The following is a 12,215-nucleotide window of genomic DNA, read 5'->3' as shown; positions in this document are numbered from 1 at the left end:
CTTTTCTTCCTGGCTTTGACTGCGATGCCCTGCGAAGCGGATTTCAGGAGCCGACGAGATCCAGCGCCGTGGTGCTGATCTCGGCGCCCGAATTGCGGCCGCGAGCGATCCTGACCTCCACGCCTTGCGGCATGGCGCCGGCAGAACGCACGATCGTTTCGGCGTCCTTTGCCGGCACGAAGGCGAAGCCGGTCGGCCCCCATGAGCTTTGCCCGATGCCCACCGCGCCGGCAGCCGCAAGGCGATGTGCCACGGCTTCCACCCGCTTGCTGGTGAAGACGCCGCCCTGTGCCGGCGCGAAATAGGCGCCGATCGTTGCCTGAATGGAGGCGATGGCCGCGCCGAATGACGGCAGGTCACGCTCGACCAGCGCGGGCATGACGCCCATCAGCACATGGCGGCAGATTTCGCCGGCGCTCGTTGCGGGGAAGGGCGGCAGGTCGCGAAACGCCTCGATTTCCTCGGTCCCGTGAATGCCATTCTGGCCGTTGTCGAGGATCAGGATCACGCGCCAATCGTCGGGGAAGGGCAGGCGCGCGATGACCGGGGGCTGACGGCCGCTATCGTCCTTGCCGGCGTCGATGATGACGCCGCCGCTCTCGAAACTGGCAATGCCTATGCCCGAGCGCTCGCCCCGTCCGAGCAGGATGGCATCGGCGGCGGTGTCGAGCGGCAGGTTGTGCAGCGTGCGCAGCGCGGCGGCAACCGCGATGGCGATCTGCGTGCCGGAACCCAGGCCCGCATGCGGCGGGATTGCCTGCTCAACCACAAGGCGGTGCGCCGCGCGGATGCCGAGATGCCGGGACAGGCGTTGAAGATGGTCCTGAGCGCGGGCAGCGTCCGGGCCTTCGGCGCTGTCTTCATAAGCGCGCGACAGCGTGACCACCGTTTCCGGCTCGTTCAGCGGCAGGCCGATGCTGCCGAAACGGCGCGCAGAATCGCCGCTCAGGTCGAGAAACCCGAGATGCAGCCTTGCCGGCACTTTTATGGTCACGGAATTAGACATCTGCCCCCTTGTGGGTGCATCATACATGCATCACAGAAGTTTAGGTGCCCGCTGTCATGATAGCGGCTTTCGCCTTCGGGGCAAGCGGGACGAAAGGTTACACAGGCATTCCCGGACATGCCGGGCCTTTGGAACCTGGGGGGCGGTGGAGGCGACCATGAACGATGAAAAGCAGGCTGCTGCAAAGGAACGCGTCTATTCGGAAGCTGAGATCGTCGAGCGGCTCAAGAACGAGCTGCCGAAGTGGTACTACGAGAATGGGTGGATCAGGCGCAAATACAAGACCCACAGCTGGAAATCCACGCTGATGGTGATCAACACGGTCGGCCATCTGGCCGAAGCCGCCTGGCACCATCCCGACCTTGCGGCCTCCTATGCCTGGGTCGAGGTGAAGCTGATGAACCACGCGGCCAAGGGCGTGACCGACAAGGATTTCGAGTTGGCGAAAAAGATCGAGTCGGTGGTGCAATGGCAGCCGGCCACGGAAGGCGGCGCGCTCGAAGGCACCCCGCCCACCGACCAGCGCTTTGCCTACATCAAATACGATTGACGTTGCGGCGCATTGTCATTCAATAGTCCGAGTCGGGCGGGGTTTTCGCCCGAAGCAGTTTCGTCTACAGTCAAACCGGGCACCAGAAAGTTTGCGAGAGCATGACGGTTGCATGGATCGGCGACCGGGGCGTGCCTGTGGCTGATGCGGCAAAACACGCCGCCGAGCTTCTGGTCACCAGTCTCTGTCCCGTTTTCAGTCTCTATACGGATGTGCACGGTACCCGGGCCGCGATCGCGCTTGCGAGCCGCGTCGGCGCCGCCTATGACCAGCTCGACGGCGAGGCGGTGGCGCGAGAAACAGCGCAATACACCGACAAGGGCGGCATGTTCATCGCGCCGGGCGAAGTGCGGCGGCGCGCCGATGTCGTCATCATTGCGGGCGAATTGCCTGCGGCGCATTACGATCTGATCGCCGAACTGGCGAACACCGTGCCCGACCTCGACGGCGGAACGGGCAAGCGCCAGTTTTTCCTGATCGGAGCGGATACGCCCGCGCCCGGAAATGTGAAAGCCACGCGGCTTTCCTGCGATGGCGGGGTCGAGGCCACGCTTGCCGCGCTGCGCGCGCAATGCGCCGGGCGCCAGACCGCACGGGAAGTGGCCCATTTCGACCGCTTCGCCAAGGCGCTGGGCGAGGCGCAGTTCCCGGTCTTCACTTTCTGTGGCCAGTCCCTTGGGCTGCTCGGGCTCGAGATGGTGCAAGGGCTGATCGGTGACATCAACCGCAAGCAGCGCGCCTCGGCGCTGCATCTGCCGGCGAGCGAGAATGGCTGGGGCAGCACGCAGGCCTCGACCTGGACGACCGGCTTTGCCCTGCGCACCGGGCTTGCACGCGGTTTTGTTGAATTCGACCCATGGCGCTTCGACGTGGCGCGGATGATCGCTGACGGTGAGGCGGATTTGAATCTGGTCGTGGCGGGCGATGCCGGGAGCGTGCCGGCGGGCCGCACGGGGCTCGCCCTTATCGCCCTCGCTAAGACCGACAAGCCAGTCGCGGGAGCGGCCGTCACCATCGCCATCGGCCAACCAGGCATCGACCACGACGCCGTCGTCTATTCGAGCCGCATCGGCACGCTCGCGGCCATCGAGGCGAAGGCGCCAGTCGAACTACCGTCGGCGGCGGCCGTGCTGCGGCAGATCATTGAGCATTTGCCGCATGAAGAGGCCCAGCCATGCTGACCAGGATCGCCGGCGGCGAAATCGTCGATCCCGTCAATGGCCGCGTCGGCAAGGGCGATCTCTGGATCGAGGACGAGACGATCGTCGCGGCACTTGCCGGCCGGCAACCCGACGTGACGCTCGATGCCACGGGCTGCGTGGTGATGGCGGGCGCCATCGACATCCATTCCCACATCGGCGGCGGCAATGTGAACACGGCGCGGCTGCTCCTGCCCGAGCAGCACAAGGCGCATGCGCCGCACCCGGCTGCCACGCCGCTTTCAAAGGTCGGCTGGACGACGTTCGAGACCGGCCGCCTCTATGCGCAGATGGGTTTTACAACTGTGGTCGAGCCGGCGATGTCGCCCGCTGCGGCGCTGCACACCCATCTGGAACTCGCAGACATCCCGATCATAGACAAGGCGACGTTGGCGATCCTTGGCAACGACGACTTTTTGCTCTCGATGATCCGCGACAAGGCCTCGCCGGTCATGATCGAGGACTATGTCGCCTGGACCGTGGCGTCGAGCCGGGCGCTTGGCGTGAAGGTCATCAATGCGGGTGCGGCGGCGGCCTTTAAGGAGAATGTGCGCGCCTTCTCCTTCGATGATGTCGTGCCGTTCTATGGCACGAGCTCGCGCAGCATCGTCAAGACGCTGCAGGCGGCGGTCGGCGCACTCGGCATTCCGCATCCGCTGCATGTCCACTGCAACAATCTCGGCATTCCAGGCGCGCCGGACACGGTCGCCGAAACCATAGCAGCGGCCGAAGGCCTGCCGCTGCACCTGGCGCATCTGCAGTTCTACGGCTACGGCACGGAGGGCAAGCGCAAGTTCTCCTCCGGGGCGCTGCGGCTTGCCGAACTGGTCAATTCGACGCCGGAGATCACCATCGATGTCGGGCAGGTGATGTTCGGCCAGACGGTGACGATTTCGTCCGACGTGCTGCGGCAGTTTTCGGCGCGCGGCACCGCCAGCCCCAGAAAATCGGTGATCTACGACGGTGACGCCAATGGCGGCGGTGTCGTGCCGCACAATTATCGCGACGACTATTACGGCTCGCTGCAATGGGCGATCGGACTGGAGCTGTTCCTTTTGATCCAAGACCCGTGGCGGGTGTTCTTCACCACCGACCACCCCAACGGCGCGCCCTTCACCGCCTATCCGGAAATCTTCGAGCTGTTGATGAGCCGCGAGGCGCGCGAAAAGGCCATGGACGGGCTGTCGAAGCGGGCGTTGGCCCTGTCGACGCTGCCGGACCTGACGCGCGAATACACATTTGAGGAAATCGCGATCATGACGCGGGCCGCACCCGCAAAGCTGCTCGGCCTCAAGGATCGCGGCCATCTGGGGGCAGGGGCGCTGGCCGACATTGCCGTCTATCGCAAGGGCAACGACATCGCGCAGATGTTCCGCTCGGCCGCGCTCGTGCTGAAGAACGGCGAGTTGGTGGTCGAGGACGGCATCGTCAAAAACTATCGCTGGGGCAAGACGCTGCGGCTGAAGCCGACGCCCGACAAGGCGATGGTGAAGCGCCTGGAGGCCTACCACCAGGAGCGCCATGGCCTGTCTCTGAACTGGTTCGACTTCCCCGATTCCGCCATCCAGCGCGAGCAACCGTTCAGCGAGGTGTCATGCAACGCTTGACGGTCAACGGCGTCGCCATCGACGACACTTTTGCCGAGGCCTTCGGCATGCGCGCCACCGCCATCATCATCACTGCACCTAACCGCAAATGGGCGCGACAGGCGGCAATCACCATGACCGGCTTTGCCACCTCGGTGATTGGCTGCGGCGCCGAGGCAGCGATCGACGTGGAATTGCCGGCGTCGGAGACGCCGGATGGCCGGCCCGGCTGCCGAGTGATGATCTTCGCCGTCAGTACAGACGAATTGCAGAAGCAGTTGCAGAACCGGCTCGGCCAATGCGTGCTGACCTCGCCGGGCAGCGCCTGCTTTGCGGGGCTCAAGGGCACGGCCGATCTCAAGCTGGGCGCCGCACTTCGCTATTTCGGCGATGGCTGGCAGGTGTCCAAAAAGTTCGGCGGCAAGCATTTCTGGCGCGTGCCGGTGATGGACGGCGAGTTCCTCTGCGAAGCCACCACAGGCCTCACCAAGGAAGCCGTCGGCGGCGGCAATTTGCTGTTCATCGCCTCGTCCAGCGCCAAGGCCTTGGCGGCGGCGGAAGCGGCGGTGGAAGCGATCGAGAAGGTACCTGGGACGATCATGCCTTTTCCGGGCGGCGTCGTGCGCTCGGGTTCCAAGATCGGCGGCAAGTACAAGGGCATGATCGCCTCGACCAACGATGCCTTCGCGCCCACGCTACGCGGCGTGGTGAAGAGCGAGCTGGGACCCGACGACAATGCCGTGCTGGAAATCGTTATCGACGGCGAGACCAGCGACGCGGTGGCGGCGGCGATGAAGGCCGGCATCGGCGCGGTCACGGCGCTGGGGCCGGAGAAGGGCGCCTCGCGCATCAGCGCCGGCAACTATGGCGGCAAGCTCGGCAAGTTCCACTACCATCTGAAGGATTTGCTGCCGTGAAGCTGCTTACCTTCACCTTGCGCGAGACCCCGCCGGAACGGCTGGACTTATCGCCGCTGACGCCGCAGGGGCTGGCGGGCCTGTCGGTTAAGGAAATCGGCCACATACGGCTCGGCATGTCGAAGCGCGGGCTCTCGGTTGGCGATCTGTTCGGTGTGTCCGGCAGCGATGTGCAGAACATTGTTTTCGAGGGTGGCAGCTCCCGCTTCGATGGCGTCGGCACCGGGATGACCGAAGGCAGCATTCGCGTTGCCGGCGATGTCGGCGCGCAGGCGGGCCGAAAAATGCGTGGCGGGCAGCTTCTGGTCGAGGGAAGTGCGGGGCCGCATGCCGGCTCCTGCATGCGCGGCGGCCGGTTGGAGATCCTTGGCAATGCCGGGGACCACCTTGGCGGACCTCTGGCGGGCGAACTCGCCGGCATGAATGGCGGCGTGGTCGTCGTGCGCGGCCGCGCCGGCGCCTATGCTGGGGATCGTATGCGTCGCGGCGTGGCAGCTGTGCTTAAGGGCTGTGGCGACTATGCCGGCGCGCGCATGATCGCCGGCACGCTGGTCGTCGCCGGCGGGGTAGGGCGCCTGCCGGGTTATCTGATGCGGCGCGGCTCGATCCTGCTCGACCGGATGCCGGAAGAACTATCGCCCAGCTTCGTCGAATGCGGGGCGCCCGACAGCGTCTTTGCCGCCGTCTTCGATCGCTATCTGGTGGCGGAGGGGATTCTCAAGCGCCCGCTACTTGGCACTGCGCCGGGCAAGTTTGGCGGCGACAATGCAGTGGCCGGGACCGGGGAGATTTTGTTCCGGCGGTGAGCTGCGGCTTCGATCTCAGTGCTCGTGTTCGCAAAGCTCGTGATTGGCGAGCGCGCGGATGACGTAGCAATCCTTCACCTGGTCGCCATGGCAATGGGTCGCGATGCGCTCGAGCTCGCTTTCCAGCCGCTTCAGCTTTTCGATCTTGGCGCGCACCGCCTGCAACTGCTCGCTCGCGATGTGGTCGGCATCGGCGCAGGGGCGCTCGGGATGGGCGCTGAGGTCGATCAGCTTGCGGATGGCTTCAATGGTCAAGCCAAGATCGCGGGCATGGCGGATGAAGGACAGGCGGTCCTTTTCCTCGCGCGTGTAGCGGCGCTGGTTGCCTTCCGAACGCTCGGCGGCGTCCATCAGCCCCATCTGCTCGTAGTAGCGGATGGTCGGGATTTTCACGCCGGTCTGCCGTGACAGCTCGCCGATGGTCAGCATTCTTTTGACTCCCTGAAAAGCTCCAGTCACTGGAGATATGAGGTTGGAGCTCTTTGGCGTCAAGCGACACTGCGTTCGGACACCGCTCAAGCCGCTGCGGCAAAAGAGTCCGAAAAAACCTCTTGTAGCTCTAGTTGCTAGAGGTGTTACGCCGATCTGGTACGAACAGGAGCAAGCCATGTCCGTCCGGAAAGACGCCGAATTCATCAAGCTCGATGCCGCCTGCTGTGGCCACGACCATGCCGAAAAATCGGCATCGGCGCAGCACAGGCACGATCACGAGGCGCACGGCCACGATCATGCGCATAAGCATAGCCATGGCCATGCTTGCGGCCATGAGCATGAGCACGACCATGAAGGGCACGATCACGAAGGGCACGGCCACAAACATGACCATGCGCACGATCATGCTCATGGGCGCAGCCATGATCATCCGCACAAACATACCCACGGCCATGCTTGCTGCCACGGCCATGATCATAACCACGATGCGCTGAGTGCCGACATCACCGCTGCCCCGGTAGTTTCGGGCCGCAGCTTCCGGGTGTTCGGCCTCGACTGCGCGGAGGAAGTGGCAACGCTGAAGTCGGCCGTCGGGCCGGTGGTCGGCGGTGCTGCGCACCTGGCTTTCGACGTGTTGAACGGCCGCATGACTGTTCTGGCCAGCGCGGGATCGATCCAGAGCGCCACGATCATGTCGGCCATCGCCGCCACCGGAATGCGCGCCGAGCTCTGGCAAGAGGGCGCGCCACCCGCCAAGGATGCGCGACTGGCCGAGCAAAAGCTGTTCACCGCGCTGAGCGGCCTGTTCCTGCTTGCCGGTTTCATTGTTCATGTCATGACCTCGCCGGGACAATCCTTCCTCGAGATCATGGGTTTTCACCATCCGGAGGGCATGCCGCTCGCCGAGCAGGTGGCGCTTATCCTGTCGGTCATCACCGGCGCGCGATTCGTCGCGATCAAGGCCTGGTATTCGCTGAAGCGCATGTCGCCGGACATGAACCTTCTGATGATGGTGGCCGTGGCCGGCGCGCTGATCATCGGCGAATGGTTCGAGGCGGCCACCGTCGCCTTCCTGTTTGCCTTGTCGCTGATGCTCGAAAGCTGGAGCGTCGGCCGCGCGCGCAATGCGGTGTCGGCGCTGCTCGATCTGGCGCCGCCCCTGGTGCGCGTGAAGGACGCGATTGGCGAGCGCGAGATGAAGGCGGCCGATGTGCCCGTCGGCAGCCGCTTCATTGTGCGCGGCGGCGACCGCATCGCGCTTGATGGCCGCATCGTTTCGGGCGCCAGCGCCGTCAACCAGGCGCCGATCACGGGCGAGAGCATTCCGGTCGGCAAGGAGCCGGGCGACGAGGTGTTCGCCGGCACCATCAATGGTGAGGGCCTGCTGGAGGTCGAGTCGACAAAGCCCGCAACGGACACTGCACTTGCGCGCATCATCCGCATGGTGTCCGACGCACATAGCCGCCGCGCGGAGGTGGAGCAGTGGGTCGAGCGTTTTGCGCGTGTCTACACGCCTGCGGTGATGGTGCTGTCGCTGCTGGTGTTCGTGCTCCCGCCGCTGCTGTTCGGCGGCGAATGGCGGACATGGTTCTACAATGCGCTGGTGCTGCTGGTCATCGCCTGTCCCTGTGCGCTGGTCATATCCACGCCGGTGTCGATCGTCGCGGCACTCGCCTCGGCCGCCCGCAATGGCGTGCTCATCAAGGGCGGCACCTTCATCGAGTTGCCCTCGAAGCTGAAGGCGCTGGCCATGGACAAGACCGGCACGCTGACCAAGGGCGAGCCGCAGGTCACACACGTCATCCCGCTTTCGGGCCACGACGAGAAAGAACTGCTACAGCGCGCAGGCGGGCTTGAGGCACGCAGCTCGCATCCGCTGGCCGACGCCATCATGCGCTACATGAAGGACAAGGGCGTCGCGCCAATCGAGGCGGAAGAGGTGAAACTGCTGCCCGGCCAGGGTGTGCAGGGCGTCTTCAACGGCAAGACCTATTGGCTGGGCTCGTGGCGCTATGCCGTGGCGCGCGGGCAGGCGACCGACGCCGTCGCCGCCCGCATCGGCGAACTGGAGCAGGCCGGCGCAACCACCGTCGTCATCGGCAATGACGAGCATCTCTGCGGCATCGTCGCGCTGGCCGACACCATTCGGCCGGAGGCCAAGGCGATCCTGTCCGCTCTGCATGCCGAGGGCATCAAGGAAGTGGTGATGCTGACCGGCGACAATCGCACGGCCGCCGAGAGCATCGCGCGGCAGGTCGGCATCGACACGGTCAGGGCCGAGCTCCTGCCCGAGCAGAAGGTGGCGGCCATCGATGAGCTGACCAAGCGTCATCCGATGGTTGCGATGATCGGCGATGGCGTCAATGACGCGCCGGCCATGGCACGCGCCAATTTCGGCATCGCCATGGGCGCGATCGGCTCCGATGCGGCCATCGAGACGGCGGACATCGCGCTGATGACCGACGATCTTTCAAAGGTGCCGTGGCTGGTGCGCCATTCGCGCCGCGCCATGGGCATCATCCGGCAGAACATCGTCTTCGCGCTCGGCGTCAAGGCGCTGTTCGTGACGCTTACGGTCTTCGGCATTGCCACCATGTGGGGGGCGATTGCCGCGGATGTCGGGGCCTCGTTGCTGGTCGTCGGCAACGCCTTGCGCTTACTTAACGGCAAGACGCAAGGCGCCTGACGGCAAGGTTTCGTTAAGCATATACGTCAACAATTGTCGCAGAACATGATTTGACGCCCGCAGTTCTGCCACAGATGAGTGGCAGGTCAGGATCGGGTGACGGGCTTTCGGGGACGATCCGGATTTGAATCTGCTGCGTAGACTTGCTGTTCCTTTGGCTGCACTGGCGCTTTCGACGGCGCTGGCGGGCTGCGTGACGAGCGTGCTCGATCCCAATGTGAAGGCCAGCCAGCCTATTCCGGCCTCGCTGGTGAACCAGATGACGGCCCGGCAAATGAAGCCGTCCGATCCGATCCTGGTGCGCATCTTCAAGGAAGAGAGCGAGCTTGAGATCTGGAAGCGGACCGCCAGCGGCCGCTACGCTCTGCTGAAAACCTATCCGATGTGCCGCTGGTCGGGCCAGCTCGGGCCCAAGAAGCGCAATGGCGACCGCCAGGCGCCCGAGGGCTTCTACCAGGTTACGGCCAAGATGCTGAACCCGGCATCGCAATATTACCTGTCCTTCGACATCGGCTTCCCGAACAAGCTGGAAAACGCGCTGGGATACACCGGAGAGTCGCTCATGGTGCATGGGGCCTGCTCGTCCTCGGGCTGCTATGCCATGACCGACGACGGCGTTTCGGAAATCTATTCCGTGGTGCGCGAGGCGCTCCGGGGTGGGCAGACCTCGTTCCAGGTGCAGGCTCTCCCGTTCCGCATGACGCCGCAGAACATGGCGCGGCATCGCGGCGATCCGAACATGACGTTCTGGAAGAACCTCAAGGAAGGCTACGACATTCTCGAGGTCAAGCGCCGGCCTGCCGTCGTCTCGGCCTGCGGCGGGCATTATGTATTCGACGCGCAATTCGCCAATGGCGAGCCAGACAACCCGCTCGCTGCCTGCCCGCCGATGACGAACGCGCCCGACCCGGAACTGATCGCCAAGCGCGACGCCGATAGCCGCGCCATGGAAGCGATGGCCACCAACGGCACGCTCATTTCTGCGCATGCCTATTCGGACGGCGGCATGCATCCGAGCTTCCGCGCCATGCTTGAGAAGAATGGCGCCAAGGAACTGGCCAAGAAGACGTCGCGCACCCGCGTGCCGATCAGCCGGCCCGACGCGGTTCTGGTCACCGATCAGGCCAATCCCGAAAACTGACGTCTTCTTCAATCGGCCGGCTGCCCCACAGGGTCCGGCTCATAGAGCGCCTTTCGTCCTCTGGACGTGCTCGAAATGCGACCTAAACTTTTAGGGGCAATTGTCGGCATTTCAGGCATCTATTCCATGTGCGAAGAGGGCAGTTCATGTTCACTCGCCGTTCGTTCATGCTGGGGCTGGTGGCCGCTGTGGCGGCACCCCAAATCGCCTTGGCAGCCAAAACCCACCACAGGCATTTTGGCCTTAACCCGAAGTTCTCGCCGCAGGAGGTCGCCTTTTCGCGCGAATATGCGCCAGGCACCGTGGTCATCAATCCGCGGCAGAGGTTCCTCTTCCTGGTCATCCGTCCCGGAGTCGCGCGACGCTATGGGGTGGGTGTCGGCAAGGCTGGTCTCGAATGGTCCGGCCGTGCCGTGATCGGCCGCAAGGAGGAGTGGCCGCATTGGCGGCCGACCGACGACATGATCGAGCGCAATCCACGCAAATACGCAAGATATGCCGACGGCGTGGACGGCGGGCCGCACAACCCGCTCGGCGCTCGGGCGCTCTATCTTTACAGCGGCAGAGGCGAGGACACGATGTATCGCATCCATGGCACCAACGAGCCGTGGACGATAGGCCATGCAGTCTCAAACGGCTGCATTCGCATGCTCAACGAGCATGTCGTGGATCTCTATGGCCGCGTGAGGATCGGGACGCCGGTCGTCGTTCTTTAAGATTGGATTCGGAAGGCCCGTTTCTGTCGCCGGGGGGGGCGGCGATCTTCGGCGTTCGAATTGAGGGCTGGCTTCAGAAGAAGTGAGGCGGGAATACCTTTTCGAAAGGTCCCCCGATCATATGATCGAGGGACCTTTGCGTCAGTCAGCGACCGCAGAAATGCGGCTGGCCAGTTGAGTCAATGAAGTAACCGGTAGTGGCATTGAAAGTCATATAACGGTTCTCACAGTACCGGAACCATTCGGGCGACCAGGGTTGCAGGGCCGTCGTCACGAAGCCGGGGCCGTAGAGCGGCATGGCTGCTACTGCTCCCGGAGCAGCTAGCGGTGCAGTGCCGACATAGCCGGAGGGTGGGTATAGAGGCTGCACGCTGCCGGTGCCCCACCACCCAAACCAGTTGGCATATGCCGGTGGAGCGAATGCGGTCAGCGTGGTCGCAGCCAAAACTGCGGCGAGAGCGGTGGTCTTGAGAGGGCTAATCATCACAATCTCCTTCTCGCAAACCCGCATGGGACGGCGGGTAAAGCATTAATGCTATGGGGAAAGAGATAAGGAGGCAGTGTCGGTCGGCAAGGAATTCGACTAACTTTGAGCCCAATTGTGAACGAGCACGCAAACTTCTTGGTTACTGTGGTTCCCCGCGCCTTACGGGGAACCGTTGTTTGATTGTCCAGAGGTCAACGGCCGCAGAAGTGCGGCTGGCCGGTGGCGTCGATGAAGTAGCCGGTATTGGTATTGAACGTGCGATAACGGTTCTCACAATACTGGAACCATGCGGGTGACCAGGGCTGCAGGGCCGTCGTCACGAAGCCGGGGCCGTAGAGCGGTACCGCCGCTGCTACCGCTCCCGGAGCGTACAAGGGCTGCACGCCGGTGTAGGCGGGGGTCGCTCCCCACCAATTGTTCTTCCAGCCAGCCGCCCCTATCAGCAAGGCGCCTGCGGCGACGCCTCCTACGATCCACCATGCTGCTGCAGGATTTGCATATGCCGGTGGGGCGGATGTGGTCAGTGTGGTCGCAGCTAAAACTGCGGCGAGAGCGGTGGTCTTGAGAGGACTAATCATTACAATCTCCTTCTCGCAAACCCGCATTGGATGGCGGGTAAAGCATTAAAGGAGATAAGGGGGAAGTGTCGGTGGGCAAGGAATTAGACTGACTTTGAGCCCAATTGTGAA

General features: G+C 63.8%; 13 protein-coding genes. 8 read left to right on the top strand and 5 right to left on the bottom strand.

Translation table 11 applies throughout. From position 1 onward, the window contains the following. Positions 1–43: 43 nt before the first annotated feature. Positions 44–1,006, bottom strand: coding sequence for a beta-ribofuranosylaminobenzene 5'-phosphate synthase family protein (locus M2281_RS24790; RefSeq protein ID WP_280823876.1), 963 nt, complete (start codon positions 1,004–1,006; stop codon positions 44–46). A 157-nt stretch (positions 1,007–1,163) separates the two neighbouring features. On the opposite strand from M2281_RS24790, the gene M2281_RS24785 reads away from it, so the two are divergent. The 5 genes from M2281_RS24785 to M2281_RS24765 all read left to right on the top strand — a co-directional run bounded on the left by M2281_RS24785 (position 1,164) and on the right by M2281_RS24765 (position 6,064). Continuing rightward, positions 1,164–1,556 (top strand): 4a-hydroxytetrahydrobiopterin dehydratase, encoded by a 393-nt coding sequence (locus tag M2281_RS24785; protein ID WP_280823875.1) that lies wholly within the window; start codon positions 1,164–1,166, stop codon positions 1,554–1,556. Between the two features lie 101 nt (positions 1,557–1,657). Continuing rightward, positions 1,658–2,737: a tungsten formylmethanofuran dehydrogenase gene (locus M2281_RS24780; RefSeq protein ID WP_280823874.1), complete on the top strand. Its 1,080-nt coding sequence runs from the start codon at positions 1,658–1,660 to the stop codon at positions 2,735–2,737. Then, positions 2,731–4,362 carry a formylmethanofuran dehydrogenase subunit A gene (locus M2281_RS24775; protein ID WP_280823873.1) on the top strand — a complete coding sequence of 544 codons (1,632 nt, stop codon included), beginning with the start codon at positions 2,731–2,733 and terminating at the stop codon, positions 4,360–4,362. The genes M2281_RS24780 and M2281_RS24775 overlap by 7 nt, the downstream gene beginning before the upstream one ends. Beyond that, positions 4,350–5,258 carry a formylmethanofuran--tetrahydromethanopterin N-formyltransferase gene (gene fhcD, locus M2281_RS24770; RefSeq protein ID WP_280823872.1) on the top strand — a complete coding sequence of 303 codons (909 nt, stop codon included), beginning with the start codon at positions 4,350–4,352 and terminating at the stop codon, positions 5,256–5,258. Before M2281_RS24775 ends, fhcD begins: the two co-directional genes overlap by 13 nt. Beyond that, complete coding sequence (locus tag M2281_RS24765) at positions 5,255–6,064, top strand: formylmethanofuran dehydrogenase subunit C (RefSeq protein WP_280823871.1); 810 nt, start codon at positions 5,255–5,257, stop codon at positions 6,062–6,064. Before fhcD ends, M2281_RS24765 begins: the two co-directional genes overlap by 4 nt. A 15-nt stretch (positions 6,065–6,079) precedes the next feature. Here the strand turns inward: M2281_RS24765 and M2281_RS24760 are convergent, their stop codons facing one another. Both M2281_RS24760 and M2281_RS24755 read right to left on the bottom strand, forming a co-directional pair. Next, positions 6,080–6,493, bottom strand: coding sequence for a MerR family transcriptional regulator (locus tag M2281_RS24760; protein WP_280823870.1), 414 nt, complete (start codon positions 6,491–6,493; stop codon positions 6,080–6,082). A gap of 130 nt (positions 6,494–6,623) precedes the next feature. Continuing rightward, entirely contained in the window at positions 6,624–6,968 is a 345-nt protein-coding gene (locus M2281_RS24755) for a hypothetical protein (protein WP_280823869.1), read from the bottom strand. Positions 6,969–7,064: 96 nt separating this feature from the next. Between M2281_RS24755 and M2281_RS24750 the strand changes: the two genes are divergently transcribed. The 3 genes from M2281_RS24750 to M2281_RS24740 all read left to right on the top strand — a co-directional run bounded on the left by M2281_RS24750 (position 7,065) and on the right by M2281_RS24740 (position 11,039). Further along, positions 7,065–9,182, top strand: a complete 2,118-nt coding sequence (locus M2281_RS24750) for a heavy metal translocating P-type ATPase (protein ID WP_280823868.1) — start codon at positions 7,065–7,067, stop codon at positions 9,180–9,182. Positions 9,183–9,306: 124 nt separating this feature from the next. Beyond that, a complete protein-coding gene (locus M2281_RS24745) occupies positions 9,307–10,323 on the top strand; it encodes a L,D-transpeptidase family protein (RefSeq protein WP_425537800.1) in 1,017 nt (338 codons plus the stop codon). A 146-nt stretch (positions 10,324–10,469) separates the two neighbouring features. After that, on the top strand, positions 10,470–11,039 hold the full coding sequence (locus tag M2281_RS24740) for a L,D-transpeptidase (protein ID WP_280823867.1): 570 nt from the start codon (positions 10,470–10,472) through the stop codon (positions 11,037–11,039). Positions 11,040–11,184: 145 nt separating this feature from the next. Here M2281_RS24740 and M2281_RS24735 read toward each other — a convergent pair whose 3' ends face one another. Beyond that, positions 11,185–11,523, bottom strand: coding sequence for a BA14K family protein (locus tag M2281_RS24735; protein ID WP_280823866.1), 339 nt, complete (start codon positions 11,521–11,523; stop codon positions 11,185–11,187). Positions 11,524–11,717: 194 nt separating this feature from the next. Then, positions 11,718–12,104 carry a BA14K family protein gene (locus M2281_RS24730; protein WP_280823865.1) on the bottom strand — a complete coding sequence of 129 codons (387 nt, stop codon included), beginning with the start codon at positions 12,102–12,104 and terminating at the stop codon, positions 11,718–11,720. Positions 12,105–12,215 lie beyond the last annotated feature (111 nt).

This window comes from Pseudaminobacter soli (ex Li et al. 2025) (assembly GCF_029892515.1).
In the GTDB taxonomy this organism is placed as follows: Bacteria; Pseudomonadota; Alphaproteobacteria; order Rhizobiales; family Rhizobiaceae; genus Pseudaminobacter; species Pseudaminobacter soli_A.
The sequence above is the reverse complement of the archived record's forward strand: the minus strand, read 5'-3'. Positions and strand labels throughout refer to the sequence as shown.

Coding starts and splice junctions, on each gene's coding strand:
- M2281_RS24790 (WP_280823876.1), bottom strand. CDS start 1,006: ATGTCTAATTCCGTGACCATAAAAGTGCCGGCAAGGCTGCATCTCGGG.
- M2281_RS24785 (WP_280823875.1), top strand. CDS start 1,164: ATGAACGATGAAAAGCAGGCTGCTGCAAAGGAACGCGTCTATTCGGAA.
- M2281_RS24780 (WP_280823874.1), top strand. CDS start 1,658: ATGACGGTTGCATGGATCGGCGACCGGGGCGTGCCTGTGGCTGATGCG.
- M2281_RS24775 (WP_280823873.1), top strand. CDS start 2,731: ATGCTGACCAGGATCGCCGGCGGCGAAATCGTCGATCCCGTCAATGGC.
- fhcD (WP_280823872.1), top strand. CDS start 4,350: ATGCAACGCTTGACGGTCAACGGCGTCGCCATCGACGACACTTTTGCC.
- M2281_RS24760 (WP_280823870.1), bottom strand. CDS start 6,493: ATGCTGACCATCGGCGAGCTGTCACGGCAGACCGGCGTGAAAATCCCG.
- M2281_RS24755 (WP_280823869.1), bottom strand. CDS start 6,968: ATGGCCGTGGCAGCAAGCATGGCCGTGGGTATGTTTGTGCGGATGATC.
- M2281_RS24740 (WP_280823867.1), top strand. CDS start 10,470: ATGTTCACTCGCCGTTCGTTCATGCTGGGGCTGGTGGCCGCTGTGGCG.
- M2281_RS24735 (WP_280823866.1), bottom strand. CDS start 11,523: ATGATTAGCCCTCTCAAGACCACCGCTCTCGCCGCAGTTTTGGCTGCG.
- M2281_RS24730 (WP_280823865.1), bottom strand. CDS start 12,104: ATGATTAGTCCTCTCAAGACCACCGCTCTCGCCGCAGTTTTAGCTGCG.